The sequence below is a fragment of the Flavobacterium inviolabile genome (genome assembly GCF_013389455.1).
Classification (GTDB): domain Bacteria; phylum Bacteroidota; class Bacteroidia; order Flavobacteriales; family Flavobacteriaceae; genus Flavobacterium; species Flavobacterium inviolabile.
This window is the reverse complement of the sequence record NZ_CP058278.1, coordinates 2,528,775-2,552,028: the sequence shown is the minus strand read 5'-3', so window position 1 is coordinate 2,552,028 and position 23,254 is coordinate 2,528,775. Positions and strand designations below refer to the sequence as shown.

Annotated in this window: 22 protein-coding genes; 7 read left to right on the top strand and 15 right to left on the bottom strand. The window is 40.7% G+C overall.

Annotated features, from left to right (window positions below; all coding sequences use genetic code 11):
• Window positions 1-152 precede the first annotated feature (152 nt).
• From HW120_RS11420 to HW120_RS11405, 4 genes are all read right to left on the bottom strand, one after another.
• Window positions 153-1,298: a tetratricopeptide repeat protein gene (locus HW120_RS11420; protein ID WP_177734232.1), complete on the bottom strand. Its 1,146-nt coding sequence runs from the start codon at window positions 1,296-1,298 to the stop codon at window positions 153-155.
• Window positions 1,299-1,305: 7 nt separating this feature from the next.
• Window positions 1,306-2,862, bottom strand: coding sequence for a helix-turn-helix domain-containing protein (locus HW120_RS11415; RefSeq protein ID WP_218618718.1), 1,557 nt, complete (start codon window positions 2,860-2,862; stop codon window positions 1,306-1,308).
• Window positions 2,863-3,139: 277 nt separating this feature from the next.
• Window positions 3,140-3,832, bottom strand: a complete 693-nt coding sequence (locus HW120_RS11410) for a LytR/AlgR family response regulator transcription factor (protein WP_177734230.1) — start codon at window positions 3,830-3,832, stop codon at window positions 3,140-3,142.
• On the bottom strand, window positions 3,808-4,812 hold the full coding sequence (locus tag HW120_RS11405; protein ID WP_177734229.1) for a sensor histidine kinase: 1,005 nt from the start codon (window positions 4,810-4,812) through the stop codon (window positions 3,808-3,810). Before HW120_RS11405 ends, HW120_RS11410 begins: the two co-directional genes overlap by 25 nt.
• A gap of 178 nt (window positions 4,813-4,990) precedes the next feature.
• Between HW120_RS11405 and HW120_RS11400 the strand changes: the two genes are divergently transcribed.
• The 4 genes from HW120_RS11400 to HW120_RS11385 all read left to right on the top strand — a co-directional run bounded on the left by HW120_RS11400 (window position 4,991) and on the right by HW120_RS11385 (window position 10,104).
• Entirely contained in the window at window positions 4,991-7,360 is a 2,370-nt protein-coding gene (locus HW120_RS11400) for a TonB-dependent receptor (protein WP_177734228.1), read from the top strand.
• Between the two features lie 34 nt (window positions 7,361-7,394).
• The gene (locus tag HW120_RS11395; protein WP_177734227.1) at window positions 7,395-8,219 is read left to right on the top strand and encodes a DUF4249 domain-containing protein; all 825 of its coding nucleotides are present in this window, start codon (window positions 7,395-7,397) and stop codon (window positions 8,217-8,219) included.
• 81 nt (window positions 8,220-8,300) lie between these two features.
• Window positions 8,301-8,963, top strand: coding sequence for a thiamine diphosphokinase (locus HW120_RS11390; protein ID WP_177734226.1), 663 nt, complete (start codon window positions 8,301-8,303; stop codon window positions 8,961-8,963).
• A gap of 121 nt (window positions 8,964-9,084) precedes the next feature.
• Entirely contained in the window at window positions 9,085-10,104 is a 1,020-nt protein-coding gene (locus HW120_RS11385; RefSeq protein WP_177734224.1) for a M28 family metallopeptidase, read from the top strand.
• A gap of 29 nt (window positions 10,105-10,133) precedes the next feature.
• Here the strand turns inward: HW120_RS11385 and HW120_RS11380 are convergent, their stop codons facing one another.
• From HW120_RS11380 to HW120_RS11350, 7 genes are all read right to left on the bottom strand, one after another.
• Window positions 10,134-10,346, bottom strand: a complete 213-nt coding sequence (locus HW120_RS11380; protein WP_177734222.1) for a heavy-metal-associated domain-containing protein — start codon at window positions 10,344-10,346, stop codon at window positions 10,134-10,136.
• A 31-nt stretch (window positions 10,347-10,377) separates the two neighbouring features.
• Window positions 10,378-12,582 carry a heavy metal translocating P-type ATPase gene (locus tag HW120_RS11375; protein ID WP_177734220.1) on the bottom strand — a complete coding sequence of 735 codons (2,205 nt, stop codon included), beginning with the start codon at window positions 12,580-12,582 and terminating at the stop codon, window positions 10,378-10,380.
• Window positions 12,583-12,665: 83 nt separating this feature from the next.
• Window positions 12,666-13,232, bottom strand: coding sequence for a helix-turn-helix domain-containing protein (locus HW120_RS11370; protein ID WP_177734218.1), 567 nt, complete (start codon window positions 13,230-13,232; stop codon window positions 12,666-12,668).
• Window positions 13,233-13,293: 61 nt separating this feature from the next.
• A complete protein-coding gene (locus tag HW120_RS11365) occupies window positions 13,294-15,564 on the bottom strand; it encodes a cation:proton antiporter (RefSeq protein WP_177734216.1) in 2,271 nt (756 codons plus the stop codon).
• Window positions 15,565-15,688: 124 nt separating this feature from the next.
• On the bottom strand, window positions 15,689-16,411 hold the full coding sequence (locus HW120_RS11360) for a LytR/AlgR family response regulator transcription factor (protein WP_177734214.1): 723 nt from the start codon (window positions 16,409-16,411) through the stop codon (window positions 15,689-15,691).
• Complete coding sequence (locus HW120_RS11355) at window positions 16,380-17,117, bottom strand: sensor histidine kinase (protein WP_246297062.1); 738 nt, start codon at window positions 17,115-17,117, stop codon at window positions 16,380-16,382. The genes HW120_RS11360 and HW120_RS11355 overlap by 32 nt, the downstream gene beginning before the upstream one ends.
• 15 nt (window positions 17,118-17,132) lie before the next feature.
• Window positions 17,133-17,522 (bottom strand): rhodanese-like domain-containing protein, encoded by a 390-nt coding sequence (locus HW120_RS11350; RefSeq protein WP_177734212.1) that lies wholly within the window; start codon window positions 17,520-17,522, stop codon window positions 17,133-17,135.
• Window positions 17,523-17,652: 130 nt separating this feature from the next.
• Between HW120_RS11350 and hemN the strand changes: the two genes are divergently transcribed.
• Entirely contained in the window at window positions 17,653-19,014 is a 1,362-nt protein-coding gene (gene hemN / locus HW120_RS11345; protein WP_177734210.1) for an oxygen-independent coproporphyrinogen III oxidase, read from the top strand.
• Here hemN and HW120_RS11340 read toward each other — a convergent pair whose 3' ends face one another.
• Window positions 19,015-19,464 (bottom strand): hypothetical protein, encoded by a 450-nt coding sequence (locus HW120_RS11340; protein WP_177734208.1) that lies wholly within the window; start codon window positions 19,462-19,464, stop codon window positions 19,015-19,017. It abuts the gene before it with no gap.
• 112 nt (window positions 19,465-19,576) lie between these two features.
• On the opposite strand from HW120_RS11340, the gene HW120_RS11335 reads away from it, so the two are divergent.
• Entirely contained in the window at window positions 19,577-19,870 is a 294-nt protein-coding gene (locus HW120_RS11335; protein ID WP_177734206.1) for a helix-turn-helix domain-containing protein, read from the top strand.
• Between the two features lie 60 nt (window positions 19,871-19,930).
• Entirely contained in the window at window positions 19,931-20,506 is a 576-nt protein-coding gene (locus HW120_RS11330) for a uracil-DNA glycosylase family protein (protein WP_177734204.1), read from the top strand.
• On the opposite strand, the gene HW120_RS11325 is transcribed toward HW120_RS11330, so the two are convergent.
• The 3 genes from HW120_RS11325 to ccoG all read right to left on the bottom strand — a co-directional run bounded on the left by HW120_RS11325 (window position 20,503) and on the right by ccoG (window position 23,226).
• Window positions 20,503-21,204, bottom strand: coding sequence for a sulfite exporter TauE/SafE family protein (locus tag HW120_RS11325; protein WP_177734202.1), 702 nt, complete (start codon window positions 21,202-21,204; stop codon window positions 20,503-20,505). The two genes, HW120_RS11330 and HW120_RS11325, sit on opposite strands and share 4 nt — an antisense overlap.
• Before the next feature lie 93 nt (window positions 21,205-21,297).
• A complete protein-coding gene (locus HW120_RS11320) occupies window positions 21,298-21,750 on the bottom strand; it encodes a FixH family protein (RefSeq protein ID WP_177734200.1) in 453 nt (150 codons plus the stop codon).
• A 57-nt stretch (window positions 21,751-21,807) separates the two neighbouring features.
• Window positions 21,808-23,226, bottom strand: coding sequence for a cytochrome c oxidase accessory protein CcoG (gene ccoG / locus HW120_RS11315; RefSeq protein ID WP_177734198.1), 1,419 nt, complete (start codon window positions 23,224-23,226; stop codon window positions 21,808-21,810).
• Window positions 23,227-23,254 lie beyond the last annotated feature (28 nt).

The window sequence follows — 23,254 nt, the reverse complement described above, 5'->3', positions numbered from 1 at the left end:
TTGTTAGTTAATAGTTTTGCAATAAAAATAATTACACTAATGCTACTATAATAGGATAAGGCTTTGTGGTTTACTGAATTTTTAAAGCTGAAAAACAACTTTAAATCCCTAAAAAACAATTACTTAAATAAAAAATTAACTTTTTATTTACATTAGCTTAAAGGTTTTTCATTTTGTAAGCTTTTGATTACATTATTAAGTCTATCGATACTTGTTTTGGATTTTTTCGCAGCAATAATGAAGCCAATTACAGCCAGAACTGCAATAACAAAAAGGCAAATAAAACCGTAGATAAATTTGGGAATAGCATTTTTAAGCTTAATTTTTTCCTCTTTCTCAATCTCATTTAACGAATCGCTTATAGACTTTCTTTCTCTTTCTTTGACCTTGGTTTGCACCTGCAGATATTTTGAGCGGTAGTTTTTATAGGTACTCCATTCGTTAACGGCGAGATAGTTTTCAGACAAACCTTTGTATATTTCCTGATTCAGCACCAGGTCTTCCACATTGCCCGAAATTTTGAGTGCCTGTTCCAGTGTTGCAATCGCTTCCTGATATTTGCCTTCCAGTGTATACACCTGTGCCAGTCCTTTTAAAGCAAATCCCTGAAGGCTGTAGGCATCTACCTGTTTTGCCAAAGCACTCGATTCTTCAAAGCTCTTTATTGCTGCTTCGTTATCGGACATGAGTATATAGCAATTGCCTTTGTTGTATTTGGCAATACTGATTTTACTGGCACCGCCCATCTGGTCAGTGCCTTGCAGGATCTCGTGAATACCTTTGTCAAAAAAGGTTATCGCGATATCACAGTTTAGTTTTTCTTTATAGATAAACCCTCTCACGATATAATTGATCCCGAGATTGATCCTGACCGAATCGCGCACCGGATATTCGAAGCTTAACTGTTCTGCCTGATCCAGATACTGGATGGCTTTATCGTAAATTTTTAGCTGGTGGTACTGGATTCCGGCTTTGTTGATAATCAGAATCTTAAGCAGCTTGTCGCTGGATTGCGGCAACAGCTGGTTCGCTTTGATTACATATTCCAAAGACTTTTCATAATCCCGCTTGGAGGAATAAGCATCGGAAATGAGCTTATAACCGCGTATTTTGGTATTGATATCATTCCCGGCTTTGCTCACAACCTCTTTTCCGGCTGCGATTGCCTTATCCGGATTGCCGTATATTTCCAGGCTGCTTGCCCGGATCAGGCTGTCAAAGTTTTTACCCGACTGGGCAGATAAACCTACACCAATCAAAAGAAAGAATACGGCGAGTAAAGTACTGTTTCGTTTCATAGCGGTACTATTGTGAATTACTAACTTCCATTTCGCTTTTTAAAAGCTCAATAAACGTTATCGGTGCAATTCCGGTTATCGATTTAAATACGGTAGCAAAGCTGCTATGGGACGAAAAGCCACTGTTTTCGGCCAGGTAACTGATCTTATAGTTTCTGAAATTGGGGTCGGATTTTAGTTTTTCCACGATATAGTTGATCCGCAGTTTGTTGATATACGTATTGAAATTTACATCATAGTGCTTGTTGATTATTTCCGATAGGTATTTTGTATTGGTTTCAAACTGTCCTGCCAGTACGGCCAGCGACATATCGTTATTGGTAAACTTCGTTGAACTTTCAAAGCGCTTTAGCTTGTTTAGCAAAGCCTGTTCCGTTTCCAGCGGAATATTGCTCTTTTTACTGACTTCTTTAACCTCTTTCTTTTCGGTAAAGCGGATAATCAGGTTATTACGGGTAATTTCCAGGTAGTTGATAATCTCTTTCAGTCTTTTCTTTTTCCACTGAAATTTAAACCAGAACAAACCGCAAACGAGTATGACCACAAATGTCAGTCCTAACGCAATATAGAATACCGTGCTATACCATTGTTTTTTAACCTTATAAATGTTTTCATAATCCTGTGTGATCAGGTTATAAGCCGTATTTACCGATTCCTGTTCTATCGTTTCCACTTCGGCATTGGCTTTCAGAAAATTGGTATTGTAAAACTTATAATTCGTTTTATCATTCAGCGCCAGGTAATTAATCGCTATCTGTTTGTTGATGCTTTCCGTTAAGTATACATTTTCAAACGGCTGGGCTTTCTGCCCGGCACTCAAAAGGGCTTTAAGGGCTTTCTGGTGGTCTTTCTGATGAAAATAAACAGAGGCAATTCCGCTTAAAGCGTATACTTCGGCATAATCGTTTTTGATGCTTGTCTTCTTTAATAAATCCAGTACCTTCTCAAAGTAAAAACGGCCTTTTTCGTAATCATTTAAGCCGCAGTATGCTCTTCCTTTGGTGATCATAAACCACAGGTACATCGTTGGAAATTCCCGTATGGTATTTTCAAAAGAAACGCCCTGCTTTTCAATAAACTGTGCTGCTTCTTCATATTTTTCCCGATCCAGGTACATCAGGGATTTATCCAGCGTCAGTAAGGATTTTGCATAGGCTTTATCGTTCCGGTCACTGATCTTTAAAGCCTGTTTTTCGGCTACATCAAAATATTTTTTGGATTGGTCGTCAAAATATAACGCTCTTAAAATTATCGATTTGGTTACCGGAACCTCAATCATATCCCTGTTATCCAGGTCAAAAGGATTCCTGTCTGCTTCAAACAAATAGGTCAGCGCATTGTTATAGTCACCTTTCACCTCATAAATCCTTGCCAGTAAGAAGTTGACTTTAGCCTTTTCTTTACTGGACGTTACACGCTTGAGCAGGTGCAGTCCCACTTTCAAAGCCTCGTTGGGTTTTGAATAGATCAACTCTTCCGATTCTCTAAACAAAAGTTCCTGTTTAGACATAGTTTGTGCTACAATAGAATGGTATGGTAATCCTAATGTAAAAATGAGTAGCATTACATAATAAAATTGAACATTGCTATACTTCATTTGCTCTTTTCCCTTATTATACATGAGTTACAAATGTACCGATTATGTGAACAATGGCAATAGGCTTTGACGGTTAAAACAATATAACGCAGATATTGTTTTTTTAAAACTTAATGGTAAAATATCACAAAAATGTAACACAAAAAACAGGCAGAAAAGGATGTTTTTAAGCAGTGTAAACCTATTCTTAATAAAAAAAACAGCCATACGGCTGTTTGCTGAAAGGAAACCGGACAACAATGTACTAAGCATTGTCAATCAAAATCTGGTATTTTCTCCCTATGGGTACTATTCTGTCATCGGTTAAGGTCAGGTTGTGTTTGGTATTGCCGTGCATGTGGCTTCTGTTTACAATGTGTGAACGGTGTACCTGGATAAAATTCTCATCCAGATTTTCTTTGATTTCGATCAGACTACCGTAAACCACCACCGGAATCACACCGGACTGAAGGTATATTTTGAGGTAATTGCCCACACTTTCAATACAGACAATATCGTCTAAAAGCACGTCCATCATTTCTCCGTTTACCTTTAGCTGTATGTTGCTTTTAATGGTGTTTTTACTGTTCCGGGCTTCACAAAACAATTTGGCTTTTGCTACTGCTTTCATAAAAAGCGACAGCGAAATCGGTTTTAGCAGATAATCCACAGCATCATGCTGGTACGATTTCAGGGCAAAATCGGAATAGGCAGTGGTAACAATCGTAACCGGCCGCTGCGGCATTGTTTCCATCAGCTCGATACCACTCACCAAAGGCATGTTGATATCCAAAAAGATGATATCGTACTCCTGCTTCCTGATGAAATTCATTGCCTCATTCCCATTATAGGCACTATCACAATATTCCAGTTCCTTACAATGCGAAATATGCGACCTGATGACCTTGTGAGCTGGCTTTTCGTCATCAACAACTAAGCATTTATATTTAACTTCCATAATTGTAATTCTAATTTAAAAATTCCGCTAATATCCTTATCAATAGTAATTTTATGCTTCACGAACGATACGATCAGCCTCCTTCTCAGGTTTTCCAGTCCGAGGCCGGTACTCTCTAAAAACGAACCTTCTTTCAAACAATTGTTCTCAATGGTAAAAATAAGGTGGTCGTCCTTAAAGCTCCAGTTTATGTCCACATAAGGGCTTTCGCATTCCAGTGAAAACTTAACCGCATTTTCAATCAGCGTCATGAAAACCAGCGGCAGGATATAAAAATCCTCATAGCTTCCTTGCCACTCCTGTGTTACTTTTAAATTGTGGCTTTTATACTGGTGATAACCAATGTATTTGTTTACAAAATCAATTTCTTCCGTCAGGGAAACATATTCTTTTTTGGTAGCTTCAATCTGGTAGCGCAGCAAGCCGGAAAGCTTTAATATCTTATCGGCAACCGTTTCCGGTTCGGCCAGTGCGTCGCCATACAGGTTGTTCATTGCATTGAGTAAAAAGTGCGGGTTGAGCTGCTGCTTTAAAAAAGTGAGCTCTGCCTGTGAGTTTAAAAGCTTTTTCTGTGTCCTGAAAACATTTTGTATGACCCATAAATGGATAAAATAAATACCGGAACCGATAAAAACCATAAAAAGTGTTCCCAATATCTCATTAAAAAGAGAGGTAAACTCCCCCATATACCGCATAAAAGTTACCTGAACAATAATGTAAAAGCACCAGAAAGCAAGGAAAAACCTAAAAAAAGTAAAATATTTCTTCTCCAAAAGAAATTTTCTTACAAGAATTACGTTACTAAAGAGCACAGCCGAATAAATGGCTGATAATATTACGATTAGTTCGACCAGAATTCTTTCTGAAGTCTTTTCCGGTTTCTTTTCGACGTATTCGTTAAAGAAAAAAAGGAAAAAAAGCAGTAGGTAAAAAGTGGTATTTCGAACCCAGAAGTTCTCATAAGTAAGGCGTGGTCTCATGGGGGCAAATTTAAAGTAATCAAAATGCTTTCAGCAAATTAGAGGTTGTTTTTTATACCAACGCCATTTGTATAATAAATCAATATTTTAAATAAATTTTAACTTAATTTTTCCTTCACAGAATATCTTTGCAAAAGTTTTAATCATCAACACTATCAAAAAACGAAAGTTACAAAAAATGAACATTAAAATTATTATCAGCCTACTGCTACTCTCCACGAGTTATCTGTTTTCTCAGGAGAAAGTGACCTTAAGCGGTACCATTTCGGATACCAGGAACAACGAAACACTTATTGGTGTTACTATCTACATCAAAAGCCTGCAAACCGGTACAACTACAAACGAATATGGATTTTATTCCATTACCGTTCCCAAAGGAACCTACAACGTTCAGATTAATTACATCGGCTACCAGAGTATCGAACAGACAATAGATCTGAATCAGAACACCCGGAAAAACTTTTCACTGGGCGAAAATTCACAGGATCTGCAGGAAGTCGTGATTACCGAAAACAAGAAGAAAGTCGATATCCGGCGTCCGGAAATGAGTGTGAACAAACTCACGATCAAGGAGATCAAAAAAATGCCGGTTGTTTTAGGGGAAACAGACGTATTGAAGTCCATACTAACCCTGCCCGGTGTAACCAATGCCGGTGAAGGGGCGTCCGGATTTAACGTTCGTGGCGGTGCTGCCGATCAGAACCTGATTTTACTGGATGAAGCTACCATTTACAATTCTTCCCACCTTTTCGGATTCTTTTCCGTTTTTAACTCCGATGCGATAAAGGATTTAAAGCTGTATAAAGGCGGTATTCCGGCGCGTTTCGGAGGCCGCTTGTCTTCCGTACTGGACATTTACCAGAAAGAAGGAAACAGTAAGGAGTTTCACATGAATGGCGGAATCGGTCTGATTTCGAGCCGTTTACTTGCCGAAGGCCCTATTTCTAAAGACAAAGGTTCTTTTCTTGTTGCCGGAAGAAGCTCGTATGCGCATTTGTTCCTGAAATTAACCGACAACAAAAACTCGGCTTACTTTTATGATCTGAATACCAAACTGAGCTACAAATTAAACGACAACAACAACCTTTACCTGTCCGGCTATTTTGGCCGTGATGTGTTCAGCCTGAACGACAGCTTTGAAAACACCTACGGTAATACCGTTGTGAACTTAAGATGGAACCACCTGTTTTCAAACAAGTTATTCTCCAATATGTCCCTGATTTACAGTGACTATTATTATGGTTTAACACTTGATTTTGCAGGCTTTAACTGGGATTCCGGTATTAAGAACTACAATTTCAAATATGATCTGAAACACTACGTTTCCGATAAAATGCAGTTAAGCTACGGATTGAATACCATTTATTATGACTTTAATCCGGGAACCATTAAACCGAATAAACCGAATTCCGGTATCAATGCGGATCAATTGGATAAAAAATATGCTTTTGAGCCTTCCTTATATATCGATGCCGAACAAAAAGTAACCGAAAACCTTTCCATTAATTATGGTTTGCGTTACTCCATGTTTTACAGATTGGGAGCACAGACCATTAACAAATATCAAAACGACCAGGCTGTAGTTTTTAACAACGATATTAAAATCTATGAAAAAGCTACGCCTATCGGAACAGAATATTACGGAAGCAATAAAACCATTGCCAGCTTTAACAATCTTGAACCGCGTTTATCGGTTGCCTATGCTTTAAACGACGATCAGTCGGTAAAAGCGAGTTACAACCGTATGAGCCAGTACCTGCACCTGATTTCCAATACGGCTTCGCCAACACCACTGGATGTCTGGGCACCAAGTGATAATTTCCTGAAACCGCAAATTCTGGATCAGTTTGCTGTGGGGTACTTTAAAAATTTCAGTGACGACAAATATTCCCTGGAATTAGAAACGTTCTATAAGAAAATCAAAAACCGTGTGGACTACATTGACGGTGCCGACTTAATTGCGAATAATGCCATTGAGCAGGTTATCTTACCCGGACGTGCCCGTGCTTACGGTTTAGAAGTTCTGCTTCGCAAAAATACCGGAAAATTAACCGGATGGGTTTCCTATACCCTATCCCGATCGGAACAGCAGACACCGGGAAGAACACCGGACGAATTGGGGATCAACAACAGTGACTGGTACCGTACCGGTTATGACAAAACCCATAATTTATCGGTAACGGGAAGTTATGCCTATAATGAAAAATGGACTTTTGGAGGAATCTTTGCGTTACAATCCGGACAGCCGGTAACCTACCCGAACGGTCAGTACCAATATCAGGGAATTTCCGTGCCAAGCTATGGCGGAAGAAACGACAACAGTCTGCCGTTGTATCACCACCTGGATGTTTCGGCTACCTATGTACCAAAACCGGATAAGAAAAAAGGCTGGCAGGGAGAATGGGTTTTCAGTATTTACAACCTTTACAGCCGTAAAAATGCCGCTTCCATTTCCTTCCGTCAAAATGAAGATACCGGACGAAATGAAGCCTTACGACTATCCATTTTTGGAATGGTGCCATCCGTAACGTACAACTTTAAATTCTAAATTGATTATTAAGACATTATAAAAGAATCAGATCATGAAAACAATATTCAAATATTTATCGGTACTTTTTATCTGCGCACTGAGCAGCAGCTGTGAAGATGTCGTGGATGTAAAACTGGATACGGCACCGCCGCGCCTGGTGGTAGATGCAGCCATTAACTGGATTAAAGGTACTCCGGGTGACGTTCAGAAAATCACGCTGACCACTACTACCGATTATTACAGCAATACCATCCCGAAAGTATCCGGGGCTACGGTTTATATTACCAACAGTGCCAATACCGTTTTTGATTTTATCGAAACCGTGAGCGGTACCGGGGAATACATCTGTAACAACTTCCAGCCGGTTATTAACGAAACCTATACGCTGACCATTGTTTCACAGGGCGTGACCTATAAAGCCACCGAAAAGCTAAAAGGCGTATCCGACATTTTATATGTGGAACAGAATAACAATGGCGGTTTTACCGGGAAAGATATCGAGCTGAAAACATTTTACGATGATCCGGCAAATGAAGACAACTATTATTTATTCCGTTATATACGCAACAGCACTTTGGCAAAATTTGATGTTTCCGACGACCGTTTCGTTCAGGGAAACAGAACTTTCGACCTGTACATACATGAAGATATGGTAGCGAATGACAATGTTAATATCCGCCTGATGGGTATTTCAAAACAGTATTTCAACTATATGAGCATTTTAATCAGTGTTGCCAACGGCGGTGGCGGCGGTCCGTTTCAGACACCACCGGCAACCGTTCGCGGAAACGTGATCAACCAGAACAACCTGACTAATTATCCGCTAGGCTATTTCAGCCTCTCGGAAGTATCCGAACTGGATTATACGGTAGAATAAACCTGAAAAGACAACTTTTAAAAGTTGTCTTTTTTGTTTTAAAATCATTCCTTACTTTTGAACGAATCCAAAAGAAAGAAAATGTCTTCACACCATATTGTCCGCGATGATCAGGAACCCGCTTTAATAATTGCCAACGGAGCACCCTGTGATGCAGAATTACTGGGACAGCTATTAGAATGGTCGCCTTTGGTAATTGTTCTGGATTCGGCTATGGAGCGCGTGGCAAAGCTGGGTATTAAGGTGGATGTATTGCTGGGAGATTTTGACCGTGATTTTGATACCGAATACTATAAGCAGACCCAATATCCCATCGAGATTGTCCACACGCCGGATCAGGAAAAAACCGATCTGGAAAAGGCTTTCGATTACCTTATCGAACGAAAAATTCCTGCCGTAAACGTCGTTTGGGCAACCGGCAAAAGAGCCGATCACACGATTACGAATATTACCAATATCGTTCAGTACCGCAATCGGTTAAAAATTGTAATCCTCGATGACCATTCAAAGATATTCCTGTTACCTAATAAATTTGAAAAATGGTACCCGGCCGATACGATTATTTCCCTTATTCCTATCGGCAATGTAAACGGTATCCATTCCAAAAACCTTTTTTATCCATTGCAGGGCGATAGCCTGACCATTGGTTACCGCACCGGAAGCAGCAATCATGTGGTGCTGGACGGCATCGTAACGATTGAGCATCAGGAAGGTGACCTGCTGCTAATGGAATGTTTTGACTAAATTGTTTTTCGAAAATACCGTTTTTTAACATCCTTTTTAAAAAAGTAGAAAAAAACGCGGAAAATAATGAAACAAAAAGTTATTTTAGACTACTCATATTTAAAACCACAATCATAACAGCATGAAAAAAATAATTCTTTGCAGTTTGGCACTGTCCTTATTTATGGGAAGTTGTTCTTCCCAAAAAGGATCTTCTAAAGATTATGTTTCCAAATACATTGGCACAATCAATAAAGAAGAATTAAAAAAGCACCTGTATATCGTTGCTTCCGATGAAATGGAAGGAAGAAATACGGGAGAACCGGGACAGAAGAAAGCCGGAGAATATATTATTTCGGAATATAAAAAAATGGGAATCTCCTATCCCAAAGGAGCCGATAGTTTTTACCAGAAAGTACCCTCAGAATTTATGGTTCGTGCTTTCAGTCCGAAGCTGAACGATTCCGAAAACATCTGGGCGTACATTGAAGGTTCGGAAAAACCGGATGAGGTATTGGTCATTTCGGCACATTATGACCATGTGGGCATGAAAAACGGTGAGATCTATAACGGTGCAGACGATGACGGTTCCGGAACTGTTGCGCTGTTAGAAATCGCTCAGGCGTTTATGGATGCTAAAAAAGCCGGACACGGACCAAAACGTTCGATACTGTTTTTACACGTAACCGGTGAAGAACACGGTTTACACGGTTCAAGATATTATTCCGAACATCCTTTGTTCCCTTTAAAAAATACTATTGCCGATATCAATATCGACATGATCGGCCGACGTGATCCGGCACATAAAGACAATGGTAATTATGTGTACGTTATCGGATCGGATCGTTTGAGTACCGATTTGCACAATATCAACGAAGAAGCCAATAAAAAATATGTCAACCTTTTATTAGACTATAAATACAACGACCGCAACGATCCGGAGAAAATCTACTATCGTTCCGATCACTATAACTTTGCAAAACACGGAATTCCGGCGATTTTCTTCTTTAACGGAGTGCATGAAGATTACCACCAGCCGGGCGATACACCGGATAAAATCGAATATGATTTACTGGAAAAAAGAGCCAGACTGGCTTTTGCCACCGCCTGGGAACTGGCAAACCGTCCAAACCGTCCGGTTGTAGACAAAAACGGAGAATAATAAAAAAAGCCTCAATACTGAGGCTTTTTTTATTCGGTATATTTTTCAATGTTAAATCCGGCACTTTTCACCTGTTCCATCAGCGTGCTTTCCGGAACATCGCTGGTAACGGTTAATATTTTCTTAGGATTTTCCGTTTCCACTTTCCAGTTGTTCTCGCCTACTAACGGATCTAATACCGGGGTTACTTTCTGAACACATCCGGAACAGTTGATATTGGTTTTGAATTTCATCGTTTCCATTTTGATATTTGTTTTATGATTAATCTTGTTTTTACTTTTTAAATTTCAGCAGTAAGCTGTTGCTCACCACACTCACGGAGCTCATAGCCATAGCAGCTCCGGCAATCATCGGATTCAGTAAAAATCCGTTTATCGGGTATAATATTCCGGCGGCAATCGGAATACCGATAATGTTGTAAATAAATGCCCAGAATAAATTTTGTTTGATCGTTTTCACGGTTTGTTTTGACAGCTGGATCGCAACCGGTATCTTTTTTAAATCGGACGCAATAATCGTCATGTGGGCTACGTCCATCGCAATATCGGAACCTTTACCCATGGCAATACTCACATTTGCCTGTGCCAAAGCCGCACTGTCGTTAATACCATCACCAACCATCGCGACCACTTTTCCCTGTTCCTGCAGCTGTTTCACATAGGCCGATTTATCCTGCGGCAATACACCTGCTTTAAACTGTTTAATGTTTAGCTGTCCGGCAACCGCAGCTGCTGTAGCTTCATTATCGCCTGTGAGCATGATTACTTCAATACCGTTATCCTGTAATTCCTGTATGGCCTGTACCGAAGTTGGTTTGATCGCATCCTGAACGGCAATAACCGCCAGTACTTTTTCAAGCGAACCGAAGAATAAAACCGTAGCGGCTTTTGCATAATAACCGGCGGCAAACTGTTTTAATTCTTCCGAAATCACAATCCCTTTCTGCTCCATTAATCTCTGGTTACCGATAAAGTAAATTTCGTGGTCCACATTAGCGCGGACTCCAAATCCGGTAATGCTTTCAAATTCGTTTATCGCAACGGTATTCAGCCCTTCAAACGCATCCACAACAGCCTGTGCTAACGGATGTTCCGACTGTGCTTCGATTGTTTTTAAAATAGCAGCTTTCGAACTGTCGCCTGCCAGCCACTGTATCCCGGTTACTTTTGGTTTCCCTTCGGTGATTGTCCCGGTTTTATCCAGGATGATCGTATCTACTTTTTGTGCCAGCTCTAAACTTTCCGCATCTTTAATTAAGATTCCCTGTTCGGCTCCTTTTCCTACACCAACCATAATCGCCGTTGGCGTAGCCAGACCTAATGCACACGGACAGGCAATAACCAGTACGGTAACCATTGCCATTAATCCCTGTGTAAAGCCGTTTTCGCCACCCAGAACTATCCAGACAATCAGAGTTACTACGGCAATTCCCAATACTATCGGTACAAATATCCCGGCAATTTTATCGACCAGTTTCTGAACCGGAGCTTTACTGCCCTGTGCATTCTGAACCATTTTGATAATGTGTGCCAGCAGCGTTTCACCGCCCACTTTTTCGGCTCTGAACTGCAGGCTTCCTTTCTGGTTGAGTGTTCCCGCAAATACCCTGGCACCTTTTTCTTTTTCCACCGGAACCGGCTCACCCGAAATCATGCTTTCATCCACAAAGGAACTACCGGAAACCACTTCCCCGTCAACCGCAATTTTATCGCCCGGTTTTACCAGTATCAAATCGCCAAATACAATGGATTCTATCGGTGCTTCCATATAGTCACCGTTGTCTTTAACCAGTGTAACCGTTTTGGGCTGCAATCCCATTAGTTTTTTTATGGCCGAAGCCGTATTGCCTTTTGCCTTTTCTTCCAGTAGTTTCCCTAAAAGGATAAACGTAATCACCACTGTTGCCGCTTCAAAATACACATGGGCATGGACGCCTCTGCTGTGCCAGAAATCGGCAAAAAGAGTATTAAAAACACTGAACAGATAGGCAATTCCGGTGCTTAACGCCACCAACGTATCCATATTAGCCGATTTGTGCTGTAGCTGTTTCCAGGCATTGCTGAAAAAATCTTTTCCATACCAAAACAAAACCGGAGTGGCAAAAAACCACATGATCAGATTGCCGTATGGCATATCCATAAAAAACATACCGATAATAAATACCGGCAGGGTCAGGATTGAAGCGCCAATTGTTTTGTTTTTTAGCTTTTCGTAATGATTTTTATTTTGTGCTGCTATAACTTCATTCACGTTCACATCTTCTTCGATGATCATATCGTAACCAATGGACTGAATGGCATTTTTGAATTCTTCCAGAGAAGCTTCTCCCGGATTATAGGCAACTTTTGCTGAGGCATTCGCATAATTAACGGCCGCATCGACAACACCTTTCTGGTGTTTCAGCATGCTTTCTACGCTCACTGCGCAAGAAGCACAGGTCATTCCGGTTACCGGAAAATTTTTGATAGTGGCTTCCATAATAGTATCTCGTTTTGATAGTACAAAGTTCGATCATAACGCTATGGAAAGTGTTGTGGAATTTTACAATAGAGTTGTAAGATTTACACTTTATCTAAAGGGATTCTTTTTTCAGAACGGATGTTTTTGAAGTGGGAAGGTGTTAGCCCGGTTACTTTTTTAAACTGATTGCTCAGGTAGGCTACGCTGCTGTAACCCAGTAAATCGGCGATTTGTTTTAAGGAAAGTTCATCGTAAACGATCAGTTCCTTTACTTTTTCTATTTTCTGGTTGATCAGGTATTTTTCAATGGTAATGCCTTCCATTTCAGAAAACAGGCTGCTCAGGTAGTTGTAGTCGTATTGCACTTTGTCCGACAGGAATTCGGAAAGGGTGAGTTTTGTTTTTTCCTGATCGTAGTGAATAAAGTTGATGATTGCCCCTTTCACTTTTTCAATGAGCTGTTTGCGTTTATCGTCAATGATTTCAAACCCGATGGCTTCCAGTTCATCAGAAAACTGCTTTAATTTTTGTTCGGCAGGCATATCGTCAGCAAGCGTCACTTCGCCCATAATAACGGTTTGGTACGGAAGATCGATTTTATCTAAAATTTGCGTAACGGCTAAAACGCAACGCTGGCAAACCATATTCTTGACTGCAATTTTCATCATACTGTAAATTTACTGTCAAAAATACAATTTGCCAACGGTATTTTAAATTCTTAACTAAGTTTTAAGGCTTCAGAATTAAAAGTGACGGCGTATTGTTCAGCCATGTACTTCTGGATTCAACCAGTTTTTTCCAGCTGTCCACACTGATAATCATCAGATCCTGCTCCTGCAGGAAATCTTTTTCTATTTTACGTTCGTTCAGTAATTTAATATGATTTGGTGCCTGTTGCTCGATCGCGCGAATGCCTTCTTTAATGGTCGCATTGTTTTTGATATTCCCCACTACATCCAGTACGGTAACCTGCGATTCTACATTGGCAATCAGTTTCTGAGCATAATCAATTAAAAAGGCATCCGAATTATCAAAAAGCGTTACAAAAACGCGGTCTGCTTTTTCAAAGTTCTTATCGACCAATACACCAACCGGAACATCCGTTTTGGCCAGGATTTGTTCCGTACGTTCGTCAAAAGGCGAATTTTCGAATAGTTTTTCCTTTCCGGTGAATTTATTCAACAGGTTTTCAGGATTGATGATACGGGTTGTAAATCCTAAAATTTTCCCCAGTAAGGTTCCTTCAAAGATGGATTGTCCCAGCGCGATCAGAACCAGGTCAAATTCTCCTTTATTGGATACTTCAATCACATCCGAATCGATATCTGTTGATGTTTTAAACAGGGTGGTTACCTTTTGTTTCAGTTCTTTCGATTCCGCTAAAATCGGCTTAAAGCATTGTTCCTCGAATTCTTCCACATTAAACGGGTTCACTTCGTTGCTAAGCGGAATGTGCATGGCGGTAACCATCGCATTTTTCTTCATCTTCTTTACAAAAGTATTGGCTAAACGCAGCAAGCCTCTTCCCTCTTCGGGTGTGTCAAACGAAACCAGTACTTTGTATTTGCTGATCTGGCTGATCTCGGACGGAATGATATCGTTTTTCGTTTTGAAAATAAAGTTGATCAGGTCCAGCGCCGGTCCGGTCATTAAGGTTGTTCCCAAAGCCATGATAACCATCATCGCAAAGATTTCGGGTTTTAAAACGCCTAAATCATAACCGATGTTTAACACCACCAGTTCCATCAGTCCGCGGGTATTCATTAAGGCCCCAATGGTTAAACTGTCGCGCCAGTTCTGCCCGACAAATCTAGCCGTGAGCGCACTTCCCACAAATTTACCCACTACGGCAACCAGGACAATCAATCCGCATACTTTCCATAAATACGGATCATCCAGTAAGCCTATCTGCGTGCGCAAACCGGTAAATACAAAGAACAGCGGCAATAACATTACCTGGGAAACATCTTCTACTTTTTCGATGAAAATGTTACGGAATCGCATGTTTTCCGGCATAATGGCTCCCGCCATAAAAGCGCCGAATAACGCGTGAATCCCGATTACTTCGGTAGCATAAGACGAAATCAGCAAGGTTAAAAAGAAAATTGCGACTACCGATTTGGTGATGCTTTCTTTACTGGTATATAAATCGCCGATTCTTTTCAGGAACGGGCGTACTACTTTTAACATCAGGATCACATACACGATGGCCAGCCCAATGATGTACAGGGAACTTAAAAAAGAACCTGCTTTTACAATCGCGATTACCGCTGCCAGGATACACCATGCCGTAATATCATCGGCTGCGGCACAGGTAATTACCATTGCACCCAGTTTGGTGCGGTGCAATCCTCTTTCCTGTACAATTCTGGCTAAAACCGGAAAGGCGGTAATACTCATTGCAATCCCGATAAACAGTCCGAAAGAAAGGAATTCAACACCGTCCGGTGCAAATTGTGTATAGATAAAATAGGCTAAAACCAGTCCTAAGGTAAACGGGATCACGATACTGGCGTGACTGATTACCACCGCTTCTTTAGCTTTGTTTTGCAGTACTTTCAGGTCCAGTTCCATCCCTACTACAAACATGAACAAGATTAGTCCTATCTGGCTCAGGAATTGTAAGTTCCCCAGCGAGGCTTCCGGGAACAAGGCGGCCGAAAATTCCGGGAAATAGGTTCCTACCAAAGAGGGACCAAGGACAATACCGGCGATGATTTCACCAATCACCATTGGCTGTCCTATTTTTTTGCACAGTTCCCCGAACAAGCGGGCAACAAATATAATGGTTACGATTTGTGCCAGTAATATAGCCAGCGGATGCGTTAAGTTATGCGTTAAAGAGCTGAGAAATTCCTGCCATTGGCTGTTTCCGGAATTAGCGACTACGATATGGCGGCCGGCTTCTAATCCTTTTCCGTTTTGTACAATCCAATACATCAAAGCTGATGTTACACCGATTATTCCAATGTAGAAGAAACTGTTTTTGAAGTTTTTCATGATGTTATCTTTTTGGCTTACACTTATTTTAGCGCAAAGGTGCTATATAATGAATTGAAAAAAAACAAATTGACACTATTTGAAACGCGACTTGTAACAAGACGGTAAAAAAATGTAATGAAATTTAAATCTTAACTTTTTCCAGAAACTCCGAACGGTAGCTTTCACTCAAACTAAAGCTGAACGGTTTTCCGTTTGATGCCGTCAGGGATGCCGTAATTTCATCGTGGGAATAGAACTGGATGTTTTTAATAGCCAGCGCTTCTTTTTTATTGACGCGGCAAAACTCTTCGGCCGGAAGCTGTTTCAGCAATTTATCGAACGAATAGTTCTTAGCAACCAGTTTGGTAAGATCCTGTAAATAAATGATTTTATCCCTGCTGTCGGTTTCTGCCGATTTGATAAAGAATATCTGTTCTATCGGTAATATGGCTTTGCCTTTATCGGTATTGAGCTGTAAGTGTTTTTTAACGGTTTTGGCAGAACTTTCCACGCGTTTGAGTACTTTTTGTACTGCCTGCTGCAAACGTTCTTTTTTAATGGGTTTCACGACATAGTCCACCGCATCAAGCTCGTAGGCTTCCACTGCAAAATCTTTATAGGCTGTTGTAAAAATGACTGCTTTGTCCTGCAGCAGATTCGCTACCTGCAGACCGTTCATTCCTGGCATTTCAATATCGGAAATCAACACGTCAAATTCATATTCCCGGCATTCCGCCAGAAAGGTTTCGGGATTATTAAAGGCGCGTACCACTTCCAGTTCCGGAATTTGCTCACAGAGCATTTTGAGATAGGTTAATCCCGGTAATTCGTCGTCAAGAAGCAAGCATTTGAGTTTTGTGCTCACGTAAGTTAATTTTTAAATGGGCAAAATAGACATCTCCTTCAACGAATTTGTCCAGTTTGTAATGGTTTTTATAAATAATTTTCAGACGTTGCTCCAGCGTTTCGGAACCCAAACCGCTGTTTTCTTTTTTAAACGTCATTTTATTGGAAATCTTATTGGAGACCGTCAGGGAAAAAACATTGGCTTTTAATTCGATCACAACGGTAATAAACGCATCCGAACTTTGCAGATCGGCATGTTTAAACGCATTTTCGATTAAATCGATCGAAATTAAAGGCGCCAGTAACCGCTGGTGGTACATGCTGTCGTTTTCGTCAATTTTCTTTTTGATTGTCAGCGCAAACAACGGACTGATTTTGATTTTATTGATTTCAATCAGGTTCAGGGCAAAGTCAATTTCTTCTTTCGGACTCACAAAACGCTGCCGGCTTTCATACAGTATGTAATCCAGTACGTTCGATAATTTATCCATTGCAAAATAGGTCTGGTAGGCATGCGACTGTATGGAATTCAGTATGTTTTTAAACAAATGCGGATTTAACTTGGATTCCAGTGTTTCCAGTTGCAGGTGATTAAAGCGTTCTTCAAAATCGACATACTTGACCTGCATGTATTTCTTTTCTTTTTCCAAACGTTTCAAACGGTACAGCAAATAGCCCACGAAACACAAGGTAAGCAGGCATAACAGTAACAATATGTAATCCAGTTTTGTCACGCTAGTTTATTTCTGAACCGGTTTTTTGCTGTCATTCCAGGCATCCATACCACCGTCCAGTTCTACGATTTTCTGAAATCCTTTCTGCTGTAAAATTTCAACAGCTTCGGCACTTCTGCCACCCGCTTTGCAATATACATATACCGGTTGTTTTTTGTCCAGTTTGTCAACACGCTGGCTAAAGTCCTGGTCGTAAAGGTGCAGGTTTTTTGCTCCTTTCAAATGTCCGGAATTGTATTCTTTAGGCGTACGCACATCGATTAGCTGTCCTTTGTTTTCCGTGATTGTTTTTTCAAAAGCATCCGGAGCAACCAGCTGCGTTCCTTTTTTTACCTGCGCCTGGCAAGCTGTTAAAAAGAAGACAAAGAATAGCAGACTAAAAATTTTTGTTTTCATGAGGGTAATTTTCAAGGTCTAAAAGTACAAAAAAAGTGAGTAGCCCTTTGTTAATGTTTTCGGTATGATAAATATCATTTTTTCGCGAAGCTGCCCGGCGTAATTTTGAATTTGAAAAATCACATCAACTATGGCAATCTCATTGGTTCAAAAATACAACGTCCCCGGACCCCGATATACCAGTTACCCGACCGTTCCTTACTGGGATGAGCAAAGTTTCAGTACAGCCAAATGGAAGGAAAGTTTTGTAAAATCGTTTACCGAAAGTAATGCAACAGAAGGAATCAGCCTGTACATTCATTTACCTTTTTGCGAGAGTTTGTGTACCTTTTGCGGCTGTCATAAGCGTATTACAAAACGTCATGATGTGGAAGACAAGTACATCCAGGCCGTTTTAAAGGAATGGGATCTGTATTGTGATGCCTTGCCGGAAACACCGCTCATCAAGGAAATTCACCTGGGTGGCGGTACGCCTACTTTTTTCTCACCGGCCAACTTAGAATTGTTATTGCTGGGTATTTTTAAAAGAGCCCAAAGAGCCGATAATTACGAATTCAGCTTTGAAGGACATCCTAACAATACCACACGGGCACATTTGCAAAAGTTATACGATCTGGGTTTCCGCAGAGTAAGTTTCGGCGTTCAGGATTATAACGAACGGGTTCAGAAAGCCATCCACAGGGAACAGCCTTTCCACAATGTGGCCAAAGTTACTTTCTGGGCAAAAGAGATCGGTTATACTTCTATCTCGCACGACCTGGTTTTCGGTTTACCGTTCCAAAGACTGAAAGATGTGGTTGATACTATTGAAAAAACAAAATCGCTGGCGCCACACCGGCTTGCTTTTTACAGCTATGCACACGTGCCGTGGATTAAAGGAAACGGACAGCGGGGATTTAAGGACGAAGATGTTCCGAAAGATCAGAAAAAACGCCAGTTGTATGAAGTGGGGAAAATGATCCTGCAAAAAAACGGTTTCCACGAAATCGGGATGGATCATTTTGCTATTGAAAGCGACAGCATGTACGAGTCTTTTAAACAGGGAAAACTGCATCGCAATTTTATGGGCTATACGTCTTCTAAAACGCAGCTGATGATCGGGCTTGGTGTTTCTTCCATCAGCGACAGCTGGTATGCTTTTGCGCAGAATGAAAAAACACTGGAGGATTATTATGCCCGCCTGGACAATAACGAGCTTCCGGTATTTAAAGGGCATCTTTTAACCGAAGAAGATCTTATTATCCGCCGCCATATCCTGAACCTAATGTGCCGTTTTGAAACGTCATGGACGCCGGAAACCAATTTTCCGGAAATCGAACAGGTAATTGACCAGTTACAGGAAATGGAAAATGATGATTTGGTAAAAATTGAGAACAATACCATTTTTGTAACCGAAAAAGGAAAACCCTTTGTCCGCAATATCTGTATGGCTTTCGATTTGCGTCTAAAAAGAAAAGCACCGCAAACGCAGTTGTTTTCCATGACCATATAATTATTCTATTATTTCGGCATCAATGATAACAATACTGTTAAAAAGGTATTGTTTGTAGGTTCCGCAAACCGTTACAACATCACCAACCGATGCCGGTTTTTCTGCCGGATGGGTGCGACTGATCAGATAGCACCCTATATTTTCTATTTTACCTGCCTTTAATACGATATAGGAAGTGTTGTCGATGTCGCGGCCTTCCTCCAGTATCGTACCGCTCACAATAACTTTTCTATTGCGGAAACGGCAGTCCCCTATTATCGAATCATTACAAATGAGCCATAATAATTCCGGTGTGAGCCGAAAGCCTACATCGGATCCACCGGCATGAGCCGTCCCGTTATCAAGCTTCTTTTTTATACCGCTTTTGCTGATGGTACCGGTATGTTCCGAATACAGCAGCCAAATATTGGTTATGATAAACAAGGTCACTACCGCTATAAAAGATGCCATTCCGATATATTTTATTTTCTTTTTGAGCATACCTGTTTTCTTAGCAATTTAACAAATTACTACTTATAAGTAGTGAATATTGTAATATTTATTTAGTAAAATTTGTTGACCTATGAAGCAACAAATCAAACATCCTACTTTACTAAAAGCGCTTGCGAAAAGACTGAAATACATTCGTAACATCAGGAATATCCGGCAGGAAGACGTCGATATGGATACCGGGATCAATATCTCCAGAATTGAGATGGGTATTCAAAACTTAACGCTCTCTACCCTTTACACTTTGTGTGAATATTATTCTGTTTCCTTAGCCGATTTTTTTTCGGAAGGTTTTGTTCCGGAAGATCTTGTTTTTCCGGCTGAAGATCCAAAACCGGATTCTTTATCCAGGAACGATCCGGAGTAAACAGGCAATAGTATTGCAATCCCGATTCGTTATCTTTGTGTAGGTCAAAACGATTTCAACATGGATATTTTACTGGAAAAGATAAGTGCCTGCACGATATGCAGCGATTTTTTGCCGTATGCCCCCAAGCCGATACTTTCGTTCAGCAAACAGTCTAAAATACTGATTGTGGGTCAGGCTCCGGGGCAGAAAGCGCACGACAGCGGAATTCCGTGGAATGATGCCAGCGGCGATGAATTGCGGCGATGGCTGAATGTGGACAAAGCACAGTTTTATGATACGGAGATTTTCGGGATTGTTCCGATGGGATTTTGTTTTCCGGGACGTGGAAAATCGGGCGATTTACCACCAAGACCGGAATGTGCGCCGAAATGGCATGCGGAAATTATCACGGCATTGCCGGATATAAGACTTATATTACTGATCGGGGCGTATGCACAGCAGTATTACCTGAAAGAGCGTTCTTTCGCTACGCTAACGGAGAATGTGTCGCATTACCAGACGTTTTTACCGAAGTTTCTGCCGCTGGTACATCCGTCACCAAGAAACAGGATATGGCAGAAAAAGAATCCCTGGTTTGAAGCAGAAATCATACCCGAATTACGGGCAATTGTCCGTAAAGCGCTTGCCGGTTAGCCGCAATGTGCCTCTCCGCGTACAAACAGGCTCATATTGCTCGGGGAAACAAAAGGAATATCCAATCCTAATCCTCTCATGATAAACAGCATTCCGATACAAACGGCTACATAAGGTATGGCTTTTTGAATTTTATTGCGAACGGGCATACTCACCAGGTTGGAAAGATAAACTACCGCACTCATCATCGGGATGGTTCCCAGTCCGTACAGAAGCATATAGGTAACGCTCAGTACTTCATGCTGCATGGCAATCGCACCAAAAAGTGCTACATAGACCAAACCACATGGCAGGAATCCGTTTAAGAGGCCTATTGTAAATAAGGCTTTATAGCTTTTTTTTCGGAACTGGCTGCCCAGACTTGTTTTTACTTTGGAGATGACCCGGTACACGGGTTTTGAAAAATTGTAACGGGCGAAGATTTTTTCCGGTATGAGTACGACTGTAATCATTAAAATACCGGCAATAATAGATATTTGCTGTTGTATTCCGGCAAGAAAAAGACCCTTACCGACAATTCCGAATAGTAGTCCGAGTGTTCCGTAGGCCGTTAAGCGTCCGATATGATAGAGCATAATCTGAAGCACTTTTTTAGCCTGATTATTTCGATCCACCGGCAGCATCATGGCAATCGGACCGCACATTCCAATGCAGTGCAGACTACTGATCAATCCGAAAATGAAAGCTGAAAACAACATAACTAATTCTTAGTTTTATCATTTTTAAGCTTGTAGCCAAGAGGAGACAACCTAAAAACCTATTTAAAAACCTCCTGACTACAAGCGCAAAAACTACAAATTGACATTGACTACTTGCTTGTTCAAATATGCTTTTCCGTCATATTCCCAATCGATTGTAATGTCCCAGCGACCGTCTACCAAATTTGTTTTAGGTATGAGCAAATTTGAAGAAGACAACGAAATCGGAGTTTCGAAATCTAATTTCTGGTTAGACGGTCTGTACAGGGACACTTTCCCTTTAATATTGGCACTATTAAAGCTTTTCGGAAAAGTAACTACAATACCTTCCTGCTCCACATTAACCGATAATTTATCGGCTAATCCGGCTGCGTTCTGTTCTTTATCCAGCTGCTGCTGAAAGATCATTTCTTTTTTATAATATTCTTCCGTAACCATTTCATGGTCATAATCCTTATCTGACTGTACTTTGAAAACAAAGTATAAAATAAAGGTCATGAACAATCCGAATGCAATTACGATACTTGTTCCCCAGTTTATTTTCATAATAGTTCTTTTAAATAAAAATCCGTTATTTGAAACTCCTGCTATAGCCGCTTTTGATTAATTGAAACTTCTAGGTCCTAAAAAGTTGGTTGTAGTGGTTTCAATCAGCAAATCACCATCATATACTTCAATTATTGCTTTTGTTTTATCGTCTTTTAAAAAGGCCGGATTTATTTCAATAAATAAAGTTCCCTGAGCCAGTCCTTCTTTTTTAATGGTGAAATTTTGTTTTCCCACCATGATGATTTTTCCTTTCGGACTTACCAGTTTAAAATGGACATCTTTAAAATCCCGGACCGTTTTGTTAACTATTTTAAAAGTAAACACATTACTGATGTTTTCTCCTTTGCGTTCATAGAGCTGTCCCGGTAAACGTAAAACGGTTGCTTCCACATCGTTTCGCAGGAACAGCATTCCTACCAAAGCAGTGATCAGGATAACCAATACGGACACATATCCTTTCATTCTTGCGGTAAAGACGAATTTTTCTTTTTTGACGATCTCATCTTCGGAAGCATATCGGATCAGGCCTTTTGGCAGGTTCACGCTTTCCATGATGTGGTCGCATTCGTCAATACAGGCGGTACAGTTAATACATTCCAGCTGGGTTCCGTTACGGATGTCAATTCCGGTAGGACATACATTTACACATTGCCGGCAATCAATACAGTCCCCTTTTCCCTGTTGCAAACGGTCTTCATTTTTTTTGAATTTGGCCCGCCCGGTTTCGCGTTCTCCTCTAACGTGGTCGTAAGCCACTACTATCGATTTGTTATCCAGTAATACGCCCTGTAATCGTCCGTACGGACAGGCAATGATACAAACCTGTTCTCTGAAAGAGGCAAAAACGAAATAGAAAACCGCGGTAAAAACCAATAAGGCAATCAGCGTACTGGTATTGTGAAACGGTCCTTCTTTTACCATTCCCAATACATGCTCACTTCCCACCAGATAGGCTAAAAACACATTGGCAATTAAAAACGAAAAGATAAAGAACACCAGCCACTTGAGGACTCTTTTTCTTATTTTTTCGGCATTCCACTCCTGTTTGGCCAGTCGCATCTGCGCTCCTCTGTCGCCTTCAATCCAGAATTCTATTCTGCGGAATACCATTTCCATGAATATGGTCTGCGGACAGATCCACCCACAGAAAATACGCCCGAAGGCTACTGTAAAAAGTGTTACGAAAACAACTCCTACAATCATTGAGATTACCACTAAGTGGAAATCCTGGGGCCAGAAAGGGAATCCGAAAAAGTTGAATTTTCTTTCCAGTACATTGAACAGCAAAAACTGGTTGCCGTTAATTTTTATAAAGGGTGCTGAAAACAGGAAGGCTAACAGAAAGTAACTGACCCATTTTCTTTTTTCATAGAATTTTCCTTTCGGTATTTTTGGGAAAACCCAAGCTCTTTTTCCTTCTTTATCAATAGTTCCTATACTATCTCTAAAACTCTCATCAGGGATATTAGACATGGTCTTTCTTTTTTAATTGCAGGATCCG

Coding starts and splice junctions, on each gene's coding strand:
- hemN (WP_177734210.1), top strand. CDS start 17,653: ATGGCAATCTCATTGGTTCAAAAATACAACGTCCCCGGACCCCGATAT.
- HW120_RS11365 (WP_177734216.1), bottom strand. CDS start 15,564: ATGAAAAACTTCAAAAACAGTTTCTTCTACATTGGAATAATCGGTGTA.
- HW120_RS11405 (WP_177734229.1), bottom strand. CDS start 4,812: ATGAGACCACGCCTTACTTATGAGAACTTCTGGGTTCGAAATACCACT.
- HW120_RS11380 (WP_177734222.1), bottom strand. CDS start 10,346: ATGGAAACGATGAAATTCAAAACCAATATCAACTGTTCCGGATGTGTT.
- HW120_RS11400 (WP_177734228.1), top strand. CDS start 4,991: ATGAACATTAAAATTATTATCAGCCTACTGCTACTCTCCACGAGTTAT.
- HW120_RS11420 (WP_177734232.1), bottom strand. CDS start 1,298: ATGAAACGAAACAGTACTTTACTCGCCGTATTCTTTCTTTTGATTGGT.
- HW120_RS11340 (WP_177734208.1), bottom strand. CDS start 19,464: ATGGCATCTTTTATAGCGGTAGTGACCTTGTTTATCATAACCAATATT.
- HW120_RS11335 (WP_177734206.1), top strand. CDS start 19,577: ATGAAGCAACAAATCAAACATCCTACTTTACTAAAAGCGCTTGCGAAA.
- HW120_RS11375 (WP_177734220.1), bottom strand. CDS start 12,582: ATGGAAGCCACTATCAAAAATTTTCCGGTAACCGGAATGACCTGTGCT.
- HW120_RS11325 (WP_177734202.1), bottom strand. CDS start 21,204: ATGTTGTTTTCAGCTTTCATTTTCGGATTGATCAGTAGTCTGCACTGC.
- HW120_RS11370 (WP_177734218.1), bottom strand. CDS start 13,232: ATGATGAAAATTGCAGTCAAGAATATGGTTTGCCAGCGTTGCGTTTTA.
- HW120_RS11320 (WP_177734200.1), bottom strand. CDS start 21,750: ATGAAAATAAACTGGGGAACAAGTATCGTAATTGCATTCGGATTGTTC.
- HW120_RS11330 (WP_177734204.1), top strand. CDS start 19,931: ATGGATATTTTACTGGAAAAGATAAGTGCCTGCACGATATGCAGCGAT.
- HW120_RS11415 (WP_218618718.1), bottom strand. CDS start 2,862: ATGCTACTCATTTTTACATTAGGATTACCATACCATTCTATTGTAGCA.
- HW120_RS11395 (WP_177734227.1), top strand. CDS start 7,395: ATGAAAACAATATTCAAATATTTATCGGTACTTTTTATCTGCGCACTG.
- HW120_RS11350 (WP_177734212.1), bottom strand. CDS start 17,522: ATGAAAACAAAAATTTTTAGTCTGCTATTCTTTGTCTTCTTTTTAACA.
- HW120_RS11385 (WP_177734224.1), top strand. CDS start 9,085: ATGAAAAAAATAATTCTTTGCAGTTTGGCACTGTCCTTATTTATGGGA.
- HW120_RS11410 (WP_177734230.1), bottom strand. CDS start 3,832: ATGGAAGTTAAATATAAATGCTTAGTTGTTGATGACGAAAAGCCAGCT.
- HW120_RS11390 (WP_177734226.1), top strand. CDS start 8,301: ATGTCTTCACACCATATTGTCCGCGATGATCAGGAACCCGCTTTAATA.
- ccoG (WP_177734198.1), bottom strand. CDS start 23,226: ATGTCTAATATCCCTGATGAGAGTTTTAGAGATAGTATAGGAACTATT.